This window comes from Actinoalloteichus sp. AHMU CJ021, from assembly GCF_002895405.1.
Taxonomy (GTDB): domain Bacteria; phylum Actinomycetota; class Actinomycetes; order Mycobacteriales; family Pseudonocardiaceae; genus Actinoalloteichus_B; species Actinoalloteichus_B caeruleus.
The window spans coordinates 5,017,771-5,036,865 of the sequence record NZ_CP025990.1 but is presented as its reverse complement, the minus strand read 5'-3'; the positions used below and the strand labels follow the sequence as shown (position 1 = coordinate 5,036,865).

Genomic DNA, 19,095 nt, shown 5'->3' with positions numbered 1-19,095 from the left:
GGGTTCTGGTGGTCGTCGGGGTCATACGGTGCGGACCGCCCGGTCCCGGTTGCTGATGGCGACGTTGACCAGGACCGCGCCGACGATGATCACGCCTCGGACGACGTTCTGGAAGAAGGAGTCGACGCCCAGCAGCACCAGGCCGTTGGCGATGACGGTGATGAAGGCGACGCCGAGCAGGGTGCCCAGCAGGCTTCCCCGGCCGCCGGCCAACAGGGTGCCGCCGATGACGACGGCGGCGATCACGTCGAACTCCAGGCCGGCGGCCGCGCCGCCGTTCCCGGAACCGAGCCGGGCCGCCAGCAGGATGCCGGTGATGGCCGAGAGCAGGCCGGTGGTGGCGAACAGCGCGATCTTGACGCGGCCGGTGTTGATGCCGGCCAGCCGGGCGGCGGCGGCGTTGCCGCCGGTGGCGTAGATCGAGCGGCCGTAGGCGGTGTAGCGGGCGACGTAGGCGAAGACCGCGAAGAGGACGAGCATCACCAGCGCGGAGGTGGGCAGTCCCAGCACCGTCCCGCCGAGCGTGCGGAACAGCCCGTTGTCGGGCAGGGCGACGGGCAGGGCGTCGGTGAGGTAGAGCCCGAGCCCGCCGAGCACGCTCCACAGGCCGAGGGTGGCGATGAAGGAGGGCACGGTGAACCTGGCGACGAGCCACCCGGCGAGCGCACCCCAGGCGAGGCCGAGCGCGAGGGTGAGGGCGATGCCGCCCCAGCTGCCCAGTCCCCACGCCGTGGCGCCCTTGGCGACGAGCACGGAGGAGAACGCCACCGCCGGTCCGATGCTGATGTCGATCTCGCCGGCGATGATGACGAGGGTGACACCCCAGGCGGCGATGCCGATGGTGGCGGCGTCGCGGAGCATGCCGAGCTGGTTGTCCAGCGACAGGAAGCCGGAGGCGGTGCTGCCGAGGACGACGTAGAGCAGGACGATCGCGGCGAGCAGGCCGATCTCGTTCAGCCGTCGGCGCCGGGCGGTGCCGGCTGAGGGGGAGGCCGAGGGGGACGCGGCGGTGCCGGGCTGGGTCTGTTGCGAAGACGTGGTCATCAGTGCTCCACACTTTCCACGGCCATCGTGGCGGCCAGGATGTTGTCCAGGGTGATGTCGGGTCCGCTGAACTCCGCGCGGATGCGGCCGCCGTGCAGGGCGACGACCCGGTCGCACACCAGGGGAAGTTCCTCGAGTTCTCCGGAGACGAAGAGCACTCCGGCTCCGGCGGCGGCCAGTTCGCGTACCAGCCGGTAGATCTGGGCCTTGGCCTCGACGTCGACGCCTCGGGTGGGTTCGTCGAGCAGCAGGATGCGGCTCCCGGCGTGCAGCCACCGGCCGATGACGGCCTTCTGCTGGTTGCCCCCGCTGAGGTTGGTGATCGGCGTCTCGGGGCGCGCGGTCTTCACCGAGAGCCGTTCCACGAGCGCGGTGGCGGCGGCGCGGACCCGGGACGGTGAGACGGCCGGTCCCCGGGAGACCGCCCGGAAGTCGGACATCACCATGTTCTCGTCGACTCCGAGCAGGGGGACGATGCCCTCCGCCTTCCGGTTCTCCGGGGTGAGCCCGACTCCCAGTTCCTTCATGCGCCGGGCGGAGGGGCGGTCGACACGGCGGCCCTCGACCTCGACCGCACCCGAGTGGGGCGGGTCGAACCCGGCGATCGCCCGGAGCAGCTCGCTGCGGCCGGCGCCGAGCAGGCCGCCGATCCCGAGGACCTCCCCCGCGTGCAGGTCGAGGGACACCGACTCGATCTTGGGTGGTACGACGAGGTCCCGGATGCTGAGCAGCGGGGTGCGGTTGCGGTCGATGGTCCTGGTCGCGGGCCGTTCCGCCGCGCTGGTCTCGCCTCCGAGCATCAGGCCGACGATCTGTTCGGTGGTGGCGTCGCGCGCGGGGACGGTTTCGACGGTGCGGCCGTCGCGCATCACGGTGATGCTGTGCGCGACCTGGCGGATCTCGTCCAGCCGGTGGCTCACGTACACGACGGCGACGCCCCGGCCGGCGATGCGGCGGACGACGTCGAGGACCATCTCGACCTCGTTGACCGCCAGCGCGGAGGTGGGTTCGTCGAGGATGAGCACCCCGGGTTGGCCGCGCACCCCGCGTGCGATCTCCACGAGCTGCTGTTCGGCGAGGGAGAGGGTCGCGACCATCCGGTCGGGGTCGATCCGCAGGTCGAGTTCGGCGAAGACCGCCGAGGCCTCGCGGCGCATCCCCTCGTAGTCGACGCGACCGCCCCGGCGCGGCCAGGCGCCGAGGAACAGGTTCTCGGCGACGGTCATCCAGGGGACGAGACTGAGTTCCTGGTAGACGGTGGACACCCCGAGTTCGGCGGCGCGGCGGACGCCGCCGTCGCCCAGCGGGGTGCCGCCGATGCGCACGTCCCCGGAGTCGGGGACGTCCACACCGGACAGCATGCGGATCAGGGTGGACTTGCCGGCGCCGTTCCGGCCGAGCAGCGCTCGGACCTCGCCGGCCCGGATCTCGAAGTCCGCGCCGGCGAGGGCGCGCACTCCCGGGTACTCCTTGGTCACGTTGCTCGCCTGGGCGGCGAGGACGTCGTTGTCGGTCACCACGTGCTCCGATCTCTGGCGAGAGGCGGGGAAGGACTGGGGGTCCGGGTCAGGGCAGCCCGTCCGGGTGGTTCTCCAGCCACTCCTGGCCGTCCTCCGGGGTGGTGTACAGCTCGATCGGCGCGGGGAGGACGAACTCCTCCGGTTCGTCGCCGGCGAGGACGCGCTGCGCGGTCTCGGCGGCCATCCGGCCGACGGCGATGCCGGAGATGTCGACGTTGCCCTTGAGGATGCTGTGGTCCACCAGGGCGTTGGCGGCCTCGGTGGACATGTCGCCGCCGAAGACGACGGTCTGGCCGACCTTGTTCCTGGCCTGCACGGCGCGGATCGCCCCGAGCGTCGCGCCGCCGGCCTGGCCGAAGAACGCGTCGAGGTCCGGGTGCGCGGTGAGGATCCGCTCGGCGACGTTGACTGCCTCGTCGATGGTGGAGCCCTGCTGGTTGGCCACGATCTCGGCGTCGGGGACCTTCGCGAAGAGGGCTTCCTCGAAGCCGAGGCGGCGTTGGACGCAGACCTCGACCTGTTCGCAGTTGACGACGCCGATCTTGGGGGCGGTGATGCCCTCGGCGAGGAAGTGGTCGGCGGCGGCGTCACCGAGGAGCCGGCCGAACTCGACGGGGTCACCGAGGATGAAGGCGGTGACGTACTCCTGGGCCGCTTCCTCGGCGATGCAGGTGTTGTAGCAGATGACCGGCACGCCGCTGCGGTGCGCGAGCCGGATGGCGGGGATGGAGGCCGTCTCGGACACCGGCGAGAGGACCAGCGCGTCGACCTTGGCGGAGCTCACGGTGTCGACGAAGGTGCTCTCGCGGGAGGCGTCACCCTGCGCGTTGAGCTCCAGGAGCTGGATGCTGCGACCCGCCTCGGCGGCCTCGTCCTGCATGCCCTTGCGGACCCCGGCGTAGTAGCCCTGGGCGTCCATGTAGACGACACCGAAGCGGCCGCCCTCCCCGATCCTGGTGCCGCAGCCCGCCAGGGCCAGCGTCGCGGCGAGCAGGGCGACCAGTGCGGACACCGTCCGTCGGCGGCCCCTCGCGATCGTCGTCATCGGCTCTCCTTCGAACCTCGCGTCCGCGGCCCCGGTGCCACGGTTGCGGGGAAGTATTGGCCGCCAACGGACACCAGGTCAAGAAAAAATACTAATTAATTAATACTGTCACCGCAGGTCGTGGATCAGTCACCGACAGCGGCGAGCGGCGGCCGGGTCCGAGGTCCGCCGGCTGGGCCCGACGTCATCCGGCGTCGTGGAACCCGCGTCCGCCGACCGCGCGCGGACGATGGGGCGCCGCGGCGCGCGGTGGACACCCGATCGGCGGGCCGGCTCGCCCTCGACCGCCAGGTCGGGACACCGGGGGCACCGCAGCCCTGGAACGCGTCCCGGCGCCCCCGAGGGCGGGGCGTCCCCACGGTCCGAGGTCTCCGCCACGACGGGGAGCGCGCGCTCAGCTGGTCCGCCGCGGCGGGCGCACGGCGGGAGCGCCAGGAGTCGACGGCGAGCGCCGCCGGGGCTCGTCCGGCGCGGCACCCCGTCCGCGCCCCCTCCGGAGGGCCGGGGGCGGGGCGTCTCAGAAGAGGGAGTCCTGGGCGTCGTCGAAGCTCAGCTGCCGGGCCGAACGGGACACGAGATCGGTGACCCCGACCGCGCCGGACCGCCGGCAGCGCCGACACGTCACCCCGTCCCCCGTCGGGTGGAAGGTGGTGAAGTCCCAGGTCCCGCTCCCCACGTGGCAGGCGGGAGCGGGGACCTCGACACCACCGACCCACCGCTGGAGCCGCACCGCGTGCACCGTCGAGGACGCTCCGAGCCGCCCGTTCCGGCGGTGGAACCCCGCGCGTGCCCGCTCGGCGGTCCCCGCGAGCAACGCACCCAACTGGTCGGTCTCCGGCGTCCATCCCGTCACCTCCCCAGGATGGCCCCTCCCCCACCGCCCCGAACGGCGGGGGCCACCGCTCACCCGACCGGTGCCACCGCCGATCCGATGTGTGAACCGCGTGAGTGTTAGCCGGCCGTTCACCACCTGATCAACGACCACCGCGCCACGGTTCACCCGGGCTGTCGAGGGTTGGCAGCTGTCAGCGCGCCGCCGACACGGGCCGGCGCACTTCCGCAGCCAAGGGAGCACACATGAGCCGCCGGCTCGGAGTTCCACGACCACTACCGGCGGCACTGGCCGCCGCGCTGGCGATCCCCCTGGTCGTCATCGCCCCTGGTGAGCAGGCCAGCGCCGGCGGCACGCCGGACGTCCGGATCAGCGAACTCGCCAACGGGGGCCCCGGAGGGACGAACGACGACTTCCTCGAACTGACGAACTACGGCGACGCCGAGGCCGATCTCACCGGGTGGTGGGTGTTCCGCTGCTCCGGGGAGGGCGCGCACGTGAGCAGCCCGCAGGTGCCGCCGCTCGACGGCGTCCGACTGGCCCCCGGCGAGAGTTACCTCATCACCCGGTCGGGCAACGCCAGCACCATCGAGGACCCGGACGCCCGGTACGACGTCAGCTTCAACAACAACGGGTTCGGCGTGTACCTGGAGGACGCCGAGCACCGCATGGTGGACTCGGTCGGCGTCTACCCCGCGCACGTGCACAGCGACTGCGCCCAGGGCGCCAACATCCCGAACACGCTCGACTACAAGCGGGCGCAGAGCTGGCAGCGGGTGTCCTCCACCGGGAACAACGCCGCCGACTTCATCGCCGCCCGCCGCACACCCGGAGCGCCGAACGCGACCACTCCCGACGAGGGGGCGCGCCCGGGTGACGTCCTGTTCAGCGAGGTCGCCAACGGAGGGCCCGGCGGCACCAACGACGACTTCGTCGAGCTCGCCAACTTCGGGGACGAGCCCGTGGACATCACCGGCTGGAGCTTCTACCGGTGCACCGCCACGGGCCGCCGGGACGCCGGCACCCGCCAGCTGGACCCGCTGCCCGAGAAGGTCCTCCAACCGGGCGAGACCTACGTGATCAGCCGGGCCGGCTCGGCGTCGACGGTGGAGGACCCGGACGCGCGCTACGGCGTCAGCTTCAACGACGCCGGCTTCGGCGCGCTGCTGGAGGACGCCGACGGTGCCATCGTCGACGCGGTGTCGGTCTACGACCACCTGGACAGCGCCTGCGCCCAGGGCGAACGCCTGCCGAACACCCTCGACTACGGGTACGGCGAGAGCTACCAGCGCCACCGCTCCACCGGGGACAACCGGGCGGACTTCGTCAAGGCACCCCGCACACCCGGCGAGCTGGTCATCCACGACCCGGAGGACCTGGTCGAGGAGCCCTTCGAGTTCGGCCCGGTGCGCATCAGCGAGTTCGCCAACGCCGGTCCGGGTGGCACGAACGACGACTTCGTCGAGATCGCGAACTACGGTGACGAGCCGGTGAGCATCGACGGGTGGTCGCTGCACCGCTGCGCCGGCACCGGGCGTCGGGTCACCACGCCGCAGTTCACCGCCCCGGCGGGCACGACCCTCGCCCCCGGTGAGACCTTCCTGGCCGCCCGCGCCGGCTCGGAGCTCGCCGACGTCGCCGACACCACCTACCCGACGAGCCTGAACGACGACGGTTACGGCGTGTGGCTCCAGGACGCGGACGAGCGGCTGGTCGACGCCGCCGGTGCCTACGTCCGCACCGCCGACTTCGGGTACCAGGACGTCACCAGCCCCTGCGTGCTCGGGTTGGCCCTGCACAACTCGCTGCTGACCTCCGAGGGGGAGAGCTACCAGCGGGCGCGCTCGACCGGGGACAACGTCGCCGACTTCGCCAAGGCGCCCCGCACTCCGGGCGAGTTGGTGACCCCGGAGCCCCGGGACCCGGCGGTGCCCGACCCGGCCGATCTGGAGCCGGTGGAGCTGGACACCCGGGCCCGGCCCTGGACGCCCGAGCTGGGCGGACCGGCGGATGGCGCGGTCGTGGACCGGGACGCGGAGCTGACGAGCCGGGTGCACCACCCCAACGGCGACACGATGCGGGTCTCCTTCCGGGGCGCCCCGGTAATCCCGGTGGTGGACTCGGCCACCAAGTCCTTCACCGGCGCCACGTCCGAGGCTCCCCCGAGCGTCCTCCGGGTTCCTGGGGAGGAGCGGGTGGGACGTCCGCACGTCCCCGGGGCTCCCGGTGCCGAACCGCTGGTGAGCGAGGACCGCTCCGGTGACTTCCCCTTCCAGCGCTTCGAACTGGTCGTCGGCGAACACCTCCGGGACGTCCCGGAGTTCCACGTGAGCTGGTCGGGGCGTTCCAGCGGCCGCAACGAGCTCCAGCTGAGGGCGTGGGACCACCGCGCCGGGCAGTGGACGCTGTTGGACGCGGGGGCTGGCGTCGACGGGGAGGAGATCGGCCTGCTGGGCCGGGTTGACGTGTCGAGCATGGTCCGGGGCCGGACGGTGAACCTGCTCGTGCAGGACGGCCCCCGGACCGGTGAGTCCTTCGGTGGCTCGGAGGAGCCGAACCAGGAGTTCGCCAACCCCCACGAGTACGACTTCTCCGTCGCGCACGTCACGGACACCCAGTTCCTCGCCGAGGACTTCCGCGAGGCCTACACGGCGATCAACTCCTGGCTGGTGGCCAACCAGGAGGCCAGGAAGATCGACTACTCGTTCCACACCGGCGACATCATCGAGACCTGGATCCGCGGCGTCGACCGCGAGGAACGGGCCCGCCACGAGTTCGAGTTCGCCTCCGACGCTCAGCGGCTGCTCGACGACGCGGGCCTGCCCAACGGCATCCTGCCCGGCAACCACGACAACAAGTGGGGCCTGACCAACGACCTGTACAACGAGTACTTCGGGCCGGACCGCTACGAGGACAAGCCGTGGTGGGGTGGGTCGTGGCGCGAGGGCGACAACAGCAGCCACTACGACCTCGTCGAGGCCGGCGGGCTGGACTTCCTGATGCTCAGCGTCGGCTACTTCGCCGACCCGGAGGAGATCGCCTGGGCCCGTCGGGTCATCGAGGCGCACCCGGACCACAACGTCATCCTCGGCACCCACGAGTACCTGCGGCCGGAGGGCGAGCGCGCCACCCGGGAGAACGGGCGGTGGACCGCCCAGGGCGACGTCTTCTGGGACGAGCTCGTCGAACCGCACGACAACGTGTTCCTGGTGCTGTCCGGCCACTTCCACGGCGTGTCCACCGTCGTCCAGCACGAGGTCGGCGATGGTGACCGGACCGTGGTCGAGATGCTCGCCGACTACCAGGCGTTCGAGGTGGACGGGCAGCGCAGGACCGGGTTCCTGCGCCTGCTCCAGTTCGACGCCGACGCCGGGCGGATGGCGGTGAACACCTACTCCCCGTCGCTGGGCGAGCACAACTCGTGGGAGTACGACGGCGAGGGCCGCTACGGCGACGCCGACGACGAGTTCGTGCTGGACGTCGACCTCCTGACCCCCAGGAAGGTGGAGACCACCGGTCTCGGGCTGCTCAGGCCCGTGGCGGAGATCGGCACCGTCCCCACCGAGTCGGGGCGGGAGGCGGCCCTGGAGTGGAGCGGGCTGCGAGAGGGCACCCGCTACGCCTGGTTCGCCGAGGTGAGCGACGCCGAGGGCGTGACGGCCCGCTCCGCGGTCCGCGGGTTCACCACCAGCGGCGGGCGCTGACCCGGAGAGGCGAGTGGGGGCTCCCCGGCCACCGGGGAGCCCCCGTCCGCGCCTCCCGGCGGCGCGGTTCCCGGACCGCCGGGAGGCCGACACGCGAGGTGATCGACGGGCGGTCGGGAGGTGGATGTGATTCACTGTCGTCGGTCGTCGTTTTGTGTTCGTGTGACGCGCTCGCGAAACGTCGTGGTGGGCATGTGGTTTTCCTCAAGGCAGAGTCGGGGAACGCTCCCGTCTGAGACGACCCGGGTCGCGGCACCGGCGGCGACACGTACACGCCATCCACAGAGGAGACAGGCATGGCTCAGGGCACCGTGAAGTGGTTCAACTCCGAGAAGGGCTTCGGCTTCATCGCCCCCGAGGACGGCGGTCCCGACGTCTTCGTGCACTACTCGGAGATCCAGGGCAACGGCTTCCGCACCCTGGAGGAGAACCAGCGGGTCAGCTTCGAGGTCGGCCAGGGCACGCGCGGCCCGCAGGCCACCGGCGTGAGCGTCATCTGAGGCTTCGTCAACGACGGCGAGGGCGCGTTTCCCCCCGGGGGAGCGCGCCCTCGCCGTGTCCGGGGACCTCGTAGCCGCATCCCCGCCCCGCGACTGCTCCTCGTTCGCCCCGAGCCCGCCTGAGCTCGGGCCACCTGCCGTCGTCCGGCCTCGGGGCGTCCGTGCCCCGCGCCAGGCCCGGGGACGAGAGGCGGCCGGGGGGTGCCGGGCCCGTCCCGGAACGGGTCCCCACGGCCGGTGGCCTTCGCGCGTGGTGATCGCGAGCGCCCAGCCCGGCCCGTGGACCGCCAGTCCCGGCCCCGGGGGCGGGGCGGTCGGCCTCGGGTGAGACGGCTCGTGCCGACACCGGATCCGGTCCGACGACGCCGCTCCCCGGCGTCCGCGTCGCGGAGGGGGCGACCGGACGTGGTGCTGGCACCACCTCCACCGTGCCGGGACGATCCCCGGGGACCGCGCGGACGACCTCGACCCCTGGCGGCACGAGGACGCGTGGTCCGCCACCGGTCCCGGCACGCCGACCAGGTGCGACCACGTGATTCACCGGCCACGTCCCGATCCGACCCCGGAGCGCGGGGAAAACGAACACGATATGCACCCGGCCGCCAGTTCTCTCCTCCGAAAGAAGGAACAACGGCGGCGTTCCCGCCAGCCCCCGTTCTACTATTTCACCCGTCCGGACGACACATTTCCCGTCTCATTTCGCCGGGCACGACGACGCCCACTCCGTCACTCCGGGTCACCACCTGGCGGCTCGTGTCGCGCCTCCCGCCGGCGGCGGGAGGCGCTCCCGGTGGCGGGTCACGAAGGCCTCGACGGACACGGCAAGACTCTAACCTGGGCGAACATCCACGCGACAGGGGGCATGGGCCTTCCCCGATCACCCCATCCCCGGCCAGCGGTCCGGCCTCCCCCCACGTCCACCGACCGTGACACTCCCACCACCAGGACGAGGACTACCTCCTTCCCGCGCGGAAGTCGTAGAGTTCCGAAGAGGCGACCGCCGAGAAAACTGGTGGGAAGCGAAACAATCCTGTTCTCACGCACCGGTCCGGGTGCGGGGACGTTTCTCGGCGAGGAGCGACCGGTTGTGTTCTCTCTGCTGGTGGGCCGCCGGACGAGTCCACCTCCTCGCCGTGGCGCGGCACACCGCGCGGCCGGTCCCACTCCGCCCGTGAGAGGTGCCGCCACCGGCACCGGGCACGGGCCGAGCACTGCCGAGACGTCCGCGAGGCGACCTCGTCCCGGTTCGTGGCCCTCCTCCAACGGCCGGCCCGGCCCGGTTCCTCCGCGAGGAGACGGTTCCGCCCCCGAGTTCGACGGTCAGGCCGCTGGCGAGCAGGCCCGCCTCCCGTCCCCGGCTCGCCCGTGCCCCCGGGTCGGCGGCCGCGACCGGGGCGGCGCATCCCAGGTGAGTTCCGTGCGTTCAACCCGATCCGCACCGCAGGACCGTCGGACCACGGTGGGCGGTCGGCCACCGTGGCGTTGGAGGAGCACCGATGACCGAGAAGACCAAGGAACCGGTCTCGCCGGACCGCGAACCGGCCGCCGGCACCGCCGTTCGCGTGGCTCCGGAGGGCGAACCAGCTCAGGACCAGCGAGGCGGGGCACCGGCGACGCCGTCGAACGACGGGGCCGGGCCGGACACGGCTGCCCCCGGCCAGGAGGAGGCGCGCGCGCCAGCCGGGAGGGCGCGTCACGCGGCCCACACCCTGCGGCGGCTCGTCGCGCTCCCCTGGGTCCGCGCGACGATCACCCTCGCGATCCTCGTCACCGCCGCCGTGATCGTGACGCGGGGGCTGTGGGACCAGCGTGGTGAGATCGGGGACGCGGCGCGCGACCTCAGCCCCCTGGTCCTGCTGCTCTCCTTCCTCCCGGCCCTGCTCGGTGTGGCCCTGATGGCGTTGGCGTGGCGTGAACCCCTCCAGGCGCTGTCCACCCCGCTCGGAGCGCGGGACACCGTTCGGTTGTACTCGGTGGGGGTGTTGGGCAAGTACGTGCCCGGCCTGGTGTGGTCGGTGGTGCTCCAGGCCTCGCTGGCCGCACGCCACCGCGTCACCGCCACGCACCTCACCGCCGCCTTCGGCGCGTTCCTCATGGTCTCGCTGACCGCCGGGATCCTGGTGGCGCTCCCCGTGTCCGCGCTGATGTTCGACGGCGGGGTGCTGGTGTTGCTCGGGGGGCTGGCGGGTGCGGCGGCGGCCCTCGTGCTCATCCCGTGGTCGCTGGCCCTCTGCCTGCGGTGGGCCGCCCGGCTCCGCCCACTGCGGTCCAGGCTGGTGCCGGTGGCGGTGGCCCCGCTCCGCCGAGGCGTGTGGATCTGCGCGCTGTTCTGGTTGGTCACGGGCGCGCACCTCTGGGTGTTGACCGTCGGGTTGGGAGCCGATCCCGTCGAGGCGGTGCTGCCAGCCGTGGGTGGTTTCGCGCTGGCGACGGTGGCCGGCAACATCGCCTTCGTCGTTCCCGACGGCCTCGGCATCCGCGAAGGGGTGCTGGTCGCGCTCCTCACCACCTGTCTGCCGCTCGGTGCGGCGGTCGTGGTGGCCACCGCCAGCCGGGTGTTGTTGGTCCTCGCGGACGTGGTGTTCTTCCTGTGGGGCAGCTGGTCCGTCCGGCGGGATGCCCGGCGGGGTGCCCTGCCCAGCCGGCCGGCGACGGTGGGGACCTCGCCCTGAGCCTGGCGGGTCCTCCGGCGACGCGACCGGAACCGCGTCGCTCACCCGTCCCTGTCCCGCGCGGCGAGTCGGAGCGGGTCGGCGGTGACCCGCCCTCGACCAGGTGGGCCCGCACCACGCGGCCGGGACCGGTGTTCCGCCGGGTTCGGCGGGGCGGTTCGGTGGGCCTGGTCGCCCGCGCCGTCGCGTCACCCGCCGCCGGAGCGGGCCCCCGGCGCCCGGCCCCGGTCACCAACCCGTCCCGCCCAGCCCTGATCGTCCGGCGGCACGTTCGGGGTCGCGCCGCGCCCGCCGGCTCCACGGCACCGGCTCGGGAAGGGCGGGGGCCCGCCGTCCGCGCTCCCGCGTCGGAGGACCCGCTACCGGTGTGACGGTCCTGATGCTGCACGGGCGACGGGCGACGGAGCCCAGCAGATCACGGCTGCCCTGTGGTGCGGGCGGGACATGACCAGCCGGCCACACCCGACCGGGGATGTGGCGCCCCCGGCGCGAGCCGCCGGGGAGGACCGCCGCCCTGCCGGCGCCAGGCACCGCGCCAGGGGGCCGCTCCGGCGCGCTTCCCCTCGATCGACGGGTCCGGCCGCCGCGGGTGTCCGCCGGATGGCGTCAGCGGCACTTAAGGATCGATCGACCCTTCGGCCCCCTCGAGTAGGCGTTCCGGAGGCCACCCAACTCATCCCAACCGCGCAATTCCGGACCGCCGACGGAAACTCCTTGCACCCGCATTCAGCACTGGTTAGTGTCCGTCCGGAACATTCCAGACGGCACCGCCGCCGATCACCGTCTCCCTTTTTCGGACACCCCGGATTCGGCGAGTTGGCGGCGCTGCCAACCCCTTCGGGCTGTCCGACGTGGCGGGAGCACGTCCGGAAAGCTGGAGGGCACATGATGTCGGGACACACGGAGAAGAACTCCTCCGCCGAGGTGGGGACGCGGGGGGCCCGGGAACCGGGGGCCGCCGCGGAACCCCGGCGCGTCGTCGTCACCGGGGCGGCGGGGATGCTCGGGACGGCGTTGGTCGCGCAGGACTGGCCCGAGGTGCGGTGGGTGGGGGTCGACCTGCGCCCAGCACCGGCCCGGACCCGGGACCGCGCGACATTCCACACGGCGGACATTCGGGACACCACCACGCTGACCAGGATTTTCAGCGGAGCTGATGCGGTGGTGCACGCGGCGGCGGCGCTCCCGAGCCACCGCGCGTCCGAGATCAGGTCCGTCGACGTCGACGGCACGGACTCGGTGCTCCGCGCCGTCCGGGCCGCCGGTGTCCCCCGACTGGTGCACGTGTCGTCGACCGCGGTGTATGGGCTACCGAAGGACTGCCCCACTCCCGAGGACTACCCGTGCCGCCCCGTCGACCCCTACAGCGAGGCGAAAAGGGCGGCGGAGATCCTGGTCGAGCGAGAACGGGATTCCGGGTTGTGCGCACCGGTCCTGCGCCCGAAAACCTTTCTCGGGGAGGAACGTCTCGGCCTGTTTTCCATGCTCTTCGAATGGGCGGACGAGGGCCGGTCATTTCCACTCCCAGCAGGAGGGCGAAAACGGGCCCAAATGCTGGATGTCGACGATCTCTGCGCGGTGGTGCGCGCGACGTTACGAATGCCGGACGCCACGGTGAACGACACGTTCAATGTTGGTGCCACGAGGTTCGGCACGTTGCGGGAGGATTTCCAGGGCGTGCTGGACGCGGCCGGGCACGGCGGGCGGGTCGTCGGTGTGCCGGTGCTGCCGGCGGTCGCCGTGCTCCGAGGGCTGGCGGCGCTCCGCCTCTCCCCCGTCTACAAGCGGTTGGTGCACAAACTCGTCCGGGACTCCTACGTGGACACCAGCCGGGCGAGCCGGGTGCTCGGGTTCGAACCCCGGTACAGCAACGGGGAGACCCTGCTGCGCACCTACGAGTGGTGGCGCGGACGGGCCACCGACCACGCCGTCACACGCACCGGGCGGACCCACCGGGACCCGTGGAAGCAGGGCGCGCTGCGCCTGGCCAAGGCCTTCTTCTGATCTCACCCCCCGAACGGGGGCCTCACCGGCACGCCGGCCGGACTCCCCGGACCGGTGCGCCGCGTGCTGCTCCGCCAACCCCTGATCGGCTCCCGAACACCGCTCCCTCGCCCGGCGACGATGCCGCGCGACCGAGGCCAGCCCCGGACCGCCCACCTCCGGTGGGGGACTGGACAACCGGACGAGAGGAACCGCGTGGACCACGCACTGGAGACCAACCAGACCCCGACGCTGCCCGCTCCCCGACCCGGGGACGTCGATCCGCCCTCCACCCCGCCCCCGACCGGCGACGCCTCCGCCAGGGGGAGCGCACCGCTGGCCCCGGCGAGATCGGGGCGCGCCGGGCCCCGGGACCTGTTCCGCCTGGTCCGGCCCAAGCAGTGGGTGAAGAACGTCGTGGTGGTGCTCCCCCCACTGCTGACCGCACCCGCCGCCGTCCTGCCCGGACTCTGGCCGCTCCTCGCGACGGTGCTGGCCTTCGTCGCGGCGTCCTCCACCGTCTACGTGCTCAACGACCTGCGGGACAGGGAGGCCGACCGGCTGCACCCGGTGAAGAGGAACCGCCCGCTCGCCAGCGGCCGGGTCAGCACCGCGACCGCGTGGTTCCTCATCGCGGCGGGGTGCGCCGCGATGGTCCTCTGGTCGCTGCTGCTCCCGTGGGCGGTGTCCCTGGTGATCGGCGGCTACCTGGCCCTGAACCTCGCCTACTGCCTGGTGCTCAAGAACCGCCCGCTCGTCGACGTCTCCGTGGTGGCCACCGGGTTCGTCCTGCGGGCGGTGGCCGGTTCGCTGGCGGTCGGCGCCGCCATCGACCCCTGGCTGATGATCTGCGTGTACTGCGCGTGCCTGCTGTTGGCGGTGGGGAAACGCCGCCACGAGCTGACCCTGGTCGAACGTGACCCGGCCGCGCTGGCGCACCGCCCCACCCTGGCCAGCTACTCGGTGACGTTCCTCGACCACGTCATCGTCGTCACGCTCGCCGCGGCGCTGCTCAGCTACGCGAACTTCGTCGGGTTCGGTCCGACCGCCGCGGCCTCGGCGCTGGTGGTCCTCACCTTCCCGCTGGCGGCCTTCGCGGTCTTCCGGTACCTCCAGCTCGTCACGGTGCGGCGGACCGGCGGCGACCCGGGATCCGACCTGTTCCGGGACGTGCCGACCGTCGTCAACGCCGGCCTGTGGCTGGCGGTGCTCGTCGTGGCGGGTGCCCTGTGAGCGCCGGGCGGGTCGCGCCGCCGGGAGGAGCCGCCCCCGATCCAGGGCGGGGCGCACCGGACTGGACGCCGTTGGTGTCGGTCATCATCCCCAACTTCAACTACGCGCGCACCCTCGGCCGCTGCCTCCAGGCGGTCCTCGGGCAGACCTACCCCCGGGTGGAGGTGCTGGTCGTCGACGACGGCAGCACCGACGACTCGGTGGCGGTGGCGAGCCGGTTCGACTGCCGGGTCATCCGCACCCCAAACCAGGGGGTGTCGGCGGCGCGGAACACCGGTGTGGCGGCCAGCCGGGGGGAGGTGCTCTTCTTCCTCGACTCGGACGTCGAACTGGCGTCGGACGCGCTGGCCACGGCGGTGGAGCTGCTGCGCCGGGAACCCGACGTCGGGTCGGTGTGCGGCATCTACGACTCGGTGCCGCTGGTCGACGACGGTGCCGTCGAGCGGTACAAGGTGTTCCACGGGCACCTGTGGCGTCGTCGGTGCGCCGGGGACGTGCGGGCTGCGTTCTTCTCGCTCGGGGCCATCCGCCGGTCGGTGTTCGACCAGGTCGGACCGCTGGACGAGAACCTCCGCTCCACCGAGGACGTCGAGTACGGGGCGCGGATGGCCGAGGTGTCCCGGATCGTGCTGAGCCCCGAGGTCCTGGGCCGGCACGATGACGACGACCGGCTCGGTGTCCTGCTGCGCAAGCAGTTCACGCGGTCGGTGCCGCTGGTGGCCCTCTTCGCCCGGCCGGGTGGGGCGCGGCCGTCGACCCGGGACACGGCCTACCGGCCGGTGGCGGTCGGATCGGCCGCGCTGTCCCTGGCCTCCGCCCCGCTCCCGCTGTTCCTGGGGTGGCCGGGCGCCGCGGTTCCGCTGGCCCTGTTCACCGCGTTCGCGTTCTGCGATCGCGCGCTGTTCCGCGCCGCCCTCGGCCACGGTGGTGCCCGGTTCCTGGCGGCGGTGGTACCGCTGCACTGGCTGATGAACGTGACCACCGCGGCCGCCGCCGGGTGCGGGGTCCTGCGCTGGGTGACCTCCCGTGGTTTCCGCCGGCGCTACCGGCCGGCGGGCGAGCGGCCGGTGAGCCATGCGCTGCGTGAGGGGGTGGCTGGTGGCTGACGCGGTGCTGACGCGGAACCCGGGCCCGCCACCGGGCGGCGGCGGGCCGGACGCGGGCGGGGGTGGGCGGGCGCGGCACGTCCTCCGAACGCTGGTTGGCGTCTCGGCCTGCGGTTGGACGGCCTTCGTGCTGCTCAACCTCGTGGTGTCCGGCCGGTGGCACGTCTGGCTGGCCTTCTCGGTGGTGCCGCCGATCGCCTACCTGGTCGGTTCGGCGTCGCTCGCGCTCGCGGTGCCCCTGGTACGGGGCGGCTGGCGGCTGCTCGCGGTGGCCCTCGTCGGCCTGGTCGCGGCGGTGCCGCAGAGCGGTCTGACCCTGGGGGTGCTGACGCCCGGCCCCGGGGACCCGGCCGGCCCGACCGTGACGGTGGTGTCCTGGAACACCGAGTACTGGGATCGCACCGACGACTCCGATGACTTCTACCAGCACCTGCGTGATCTCGACGCCGACGTCTACCTCCTCCAGGAGTACCTGGACTTCGTGGACGGCCGCATCGTGTCGATCGACGAGGAGGCGGCGTTGGAGGCACGCTTCCCCGACTACGACATCGTGATCAGGGGCCACCTGGTCACGCTGTCCCGGCTCCCCGTCCTCGACGTGCCCGCCGTCGGTCACCGCGACGTCCTCCGGGTGGACGTGGCCGCTCCGGGAGGTGCCGCGTTGTCCACCTACAACGTGCACGTGCGGGCCCAGATGGACCCGACGTTGAGCCCGTTGTCCGGCGAGTTCTACCGGACGCTGCGTGCCCGCGACGAGCGGCGGGTCGCCGCCTACGACGCGCTGCGGGCGAGTGCGACCCGGGACGAACGCCCCGGGGTGATCGGGGGTGACCTCAACACCACCCCGGCCATGGGCGACCTGCGCCGGATCCGCGACCTCGGCCAGGACGCCGCGGACGCGGGGTCCTCGGTGCACCCGGTGTCCTGGGACCTGAGCTCCGCGCTCCGGCTGTGGCGGTTGGACTGGATGTTCGTCCGCAACGGCGTCGTGGCCCACGACTACCGGCTGGAGGACCCGGCGGGCCTGTCCGACCACTCCGTGCAGATCGCGCGCATCTCGGTAGGAGGGGACCGGTGAGCGGGTACCGCGACGCCCGGGACATCGCCGGGTTCGAGGCTGACGGCGCCGCCGTCGCGTCGGCACCACACCCCCAGCGGGAGACGGACGGGGCGGGGCCCGGAGGTCCCGCCGTCGGCGCCAGTGCGCCCGCCCGGCACGACGAGGGGCCGAGGACGCTGGTGGCGTCGCTGCTCGCCACCGTCACCAGACTGGCGGGCCTGCGCTGGCTGCGGACCACGGTGACGGTGGGGATCCTGCTGGCCGCCGCCGTGTTCGTCGGGCACGGCATCGTGGAGCAACGCGACGAGCTGGGGGCCGCGCTCGGCGCGCTCCACCCCGGGTTGTTGGCCGCCGCGTTCGTGCCCGTGGTGCTCGGGGTCGTGGTGACCGCCCTGTCGTGGCGGGCACCGCTGGTGGCGCTGGCTGGTCCCGTGTCCGCGCGTGACGCGGTTCGGCTGTTCGCGGCCGGCGCGATTGGGAAGTACGTACCGGGGGTGATGTGGTCGGTGGTGCTCCAGGCCCAGCTCGCGGCCGGGCTCGGGATCAGGGCGGCGCAGATCACGGCGGCCTTCGGCGTGTACCTGGCCGTGTCGGTGGCGACCGGGGCCGGGGTCGCCCTGCCGGTGGCGGCGGCCCGGTGGGAGGACGAGTGGCTGGTGTTCGGCGCCGTCGCCTGCGCGGTCCTGGTGCTGCTGCTGACCCCGTGGCTGCTCCGGCTGGCGACGCGCCTGGCCACCAGCGTTCCGGCGGTGCGCGCCCGGCTCGCGCCGGTACCACTGGCCCCGCTCCGCCGTTCGGTGTGGTTGTGCGTGTTGTCCTGGTTGGTGACCGGCGCGCACGTGTGGGTGCTCGCGGTCGGGCTCGGAGCGGACCCGGCGGCCGCCGTGCTGCCCTCGGTCGGCGGGTTCGCCCTGGCGATGGTGGCGGGCAGCCTGGCCTTCCTCGTGCCCGACGGCCTCGGGGTCCGGGAGGGCGTGCTGGTCCTCATGTTGAGCACGTGCCTCCCGGTGCCGGCGGCGGTGGTGGTGGCGACCATCAGCCGGCTGCTCCTCGCTCTGGCGGATGTCACGCTCTTCGCCCACAGCTCCTGGTCGGGGCGCCGGCGGGCGAGGCGGACGCCGTCCCCCGTGGTCGCGGTCCCCTCCGCCGGCCGCGTTCCCCCCTCGATCTCCTCCTCGGGAAGTGATGCCTCGTGACCTCAGCTCCGTCGCCGGCCGTCGACTACGACCTGTGCGTGGCGGTCAACTACTACGCGCCCTACGTCAGCGGGTTGACCGAGGTGGCCAGAGTGGTCGCCGAGGGGCTCGCCGAGCGGGGGTGGCGGGTCGCCGTCGTCGCCGCCCGCCACGACCCGGCGCTGCCGACGCGGGAGCGGTTGGGGGGTGTGGACGTCCACCGGACACCGGTGGTGGCCACGGTGGGCCGGGGCACGGTCAGCCCGTCCTTCGCCTCCACCGTGCGGCGGGTGGCGCGTCGCTCGCGCGTCCTGCACCTGCACCTGCCCATGTTGGAGTCGGCGGCGGTCCTGGTCCCCCGGCTCCGGGTCCCGGTGGTCAGCACCTACCACATCGACCTGTGGTTGCCACCCGGCCTGGTCAACAGGATCGCGACGGGGGTGGTGCGCCGGTCGGTGCGCACCGCGCTGCGCCGCTCGACGGCGGTCGTGGTGAACAGCGAGGACCAGGCGAGGCACTCGGAGCAGTGGCCGACGCTGACCGACGCCCGACTCACCGCGATCCCCGCTCCGTGCCTGGACAGGTCCGGCGGTGAGCCCGGGTACCGGGAGACCACCGGCCCGCACATCGGGTTCCTCGGCAGGATGGTTCCCGACAAGGGCCTGGAGTACCTGGTGCGGGCCTTCGGTGAGATCGAGGACCCCGACGCGCGCCTGCTGTTGGGCGGGGACTACGAGACCGTCGCCGGTGGCAGCGTGATCGACATGGTCCGGGCGGCGGCGGCGAGGGACGACCGCATCCGCGTGCTGGGCCTGCTGCGCGGGCGGGAGATCAACGACTTCTACTCCTCCGTGGACGTGTTCGCCCTGCCCTCGGTCGCCGAGTCCTTCGGCATCGCGCAGGCGGAGGCGATGATGTGCGGGGTGCCCTCGGTGACCACCGACCTCCCCGGCGGCCGCTTCCCGGTGTTGGCGACCGGGATGGGCGAGATCGTGCCGCCCCGCGACGTCCCGGCGTTGCGGGACGCCCTCCGATCGACCCTCACCTGGGACACGGCGATCCGGGAGGCGGGCCGCGACCGGGCGCGCCAGGAGTTCGGGGTCGAGAGCTGCCTCGACCGCTACGAGAACCTGTTCCGTTCCCTGCTACCCCCCGCCGTCGAGGGCCGGCGGGAACCTCCCGCCCACCAAGCTGACCGACACGAGACGAGGTCGTGAGAAC

13 protein-coding genes are annotated in these 19,095 nt (G+C 72.9%); 9 read left to right on the top strand and 4 right to left on the bottom strand.

Going from position 1 to position 19,095, the window contains the following annotated elements; translation table 11 throughout:
* Positions 1–21: 21 nt before the first annotated feature.
* The 4 genes from C1701_RS21410 to C1701_RS21395 form a co-directional block, all read right to left on the bottom strand.
* Complete coding sequence (locus C1701_RS21410) at positions 22–1,044, bottom strand: ABC transporter permease (protein ID WP_026418675.1); 1,023 nt, start codon at positions 1,042–1,044, stop codon at positions 22–24.
* Positions 1,044–2,561, bottom strand: a complete 1,518-nt coding sequence (locus C1701_RS21405; RefSeq protein WP_030106097.1) for a sugar ABC transporter ATP-binding protein — start codon at positions 2,559–2,561, stop codon at positions 1,044–1,046. The genes C1701_RS21410 and C1701_RS21405 overlap by 1 nt, the downstream gene beginning before the upstream one ends.
* Before the next feature lie 49 nt (positions 2,562–2,610).
* Positions 2,611–3,609, bottom strand: a complete 999-nt coding sequence (locus C1701_RS21400) for a substrate-binding domain-containing protein (protein ID WP_030106098.1) — start codon at positions 3,607–3,609, stop codon at positions 2,611–2,613.
* A 517-nt stretch (positions 3,610–4,126) separates the two neighbouring features.
* Positions 4,127–4,462, bottom strand: coding sequence for a hypothetical protein (locus tag C1701_RS21395; protein ID WP_051313911.1), 336 nt, complete (start codon positions 4,460–4,462; stop codon positions 4,127–4,129).
* 224 nt (positions 4,463–4,686) lie between these two features.
* Here C1701_RS21395 and C1701_RS21390 point away from each other — a divergent pair, with 224 nt between their 5' ends.
* From C1701_RS21390 to C1701_RS21350, 9 genes are all read left to right on the top strand, one after another.
* The gene (locus C1701_RS21390; protein ID WP_103056504.1) at positions 4,687–8,145 is read left to right on the top strand and encodes a lamin tail domain-containing protein; all 3,459 of its coding nucleotides are present in this window, start codon (positions 4,687–4,689) and stop codon (positions 8,143–8,145) included.
* 296 nt (positions 8,146–8,441) lie between these two features.
* Complete coding sequence (locus C1701_RS21385; RefSeq protein WP_016698275.1) at positions 8,442–8,645, top strand: cold-shock protein; 204 nt, start codon at positions 8,442–8,444, stop codon at positions 8,643–8,645.
* Between the two features lie 1,496 nt (positions 8,646–10,141).
* Entirely contained in the window at positions 10,142–11,317 is a 1,176-nt protein-coding gene (locus C1701_RS21380) for a lysylphosphatidylglycerol synthase domain-containing protein (protein WP_103056503.1), read from the top strand.
* Between the two features lie 885 nt (positions 11,318–12,202).
* Positions 12,203–13,321: an NAD-dependent epimerase/dehydratase family protein gene (locus tag C1701_RS21370; protein WP_030106101.1), complete on the top strand. Its 1,119-nt coding sequence runs from the start codon at positions 12,203–12,205 to the stop codon at positions 13,319–13,321.
* 195 nt (positions 13,322–13,516) lie between these two features.
* Complete coding sequence (locus tag C1701_RS21365; RefSeq protein WP_051313909.1) at positions 13,517–14,533, top strand: UbiA prenyltransferase family protein; 1,017 nt, start codon at positions 13,517–13,519, stop codon at positions 14,531–14,533.
* A 74-nt stretch (positions 14,534–14,607) separates the two neighbouring features.
* On the top strand, positions 14,608–15,639 hold the full coding sequence (locus C1701_RS21360) for a glycosyltransferase (RefSeq protein ID WP_103056501.1): 1,032 nt from the start codon (positions 14,608–14,610) through the stop codon (positions 15,637–15,639).
* On the top strand, positions 15,632–16,717 hold the full coding sequence (locus C1701_RS27765) for an endonuclease/exonuclease/phosphatase family protein (RefSeq protein ID WP_337661871.1): 1,086 nt from the start codon (positions 15,632–15,634) through the stop codon (positions 16,715–16,717). The genes C1701_RS21360 and C1701_RS27765 overlap by 8 nt, the downstream gene beginning before the upstream one ends.
* Positions 16,714–17,895 carry a lysylphosphatidylglycerol synthase domain-containing protein gene (locus tag C1701_RS21355; RefSeq protein ID WP_337661870.1) on the top strand — a complete coding sequence of 394 codons (1,182 nt, stop codon included), beginning with the start codon at positions 16,714–16,716 and terminating at the stop codon, positions 17,893–17,895. Before C1701_RS27765 ends, C1701_RS21355 begins: the two co-directional genes overlap by 4 nt.
* Positions 17,892–19,091, top strand: a complete 1,200-nt coding sequence (locus C1701_RS21350) for a glycosyltransferase family 4 protein (protein WP_103056499.1) — start codon at positions 17,892–17,894, stop codon at positions 19,089–19,091. Before C1701_RS21355 ends, C1701_RS21350 begins: the two co-directional genes overlap by 4 nt.
* The last annotated feature ends 4 nt before the right edge of the window (positions 19,092–19,095 follow it).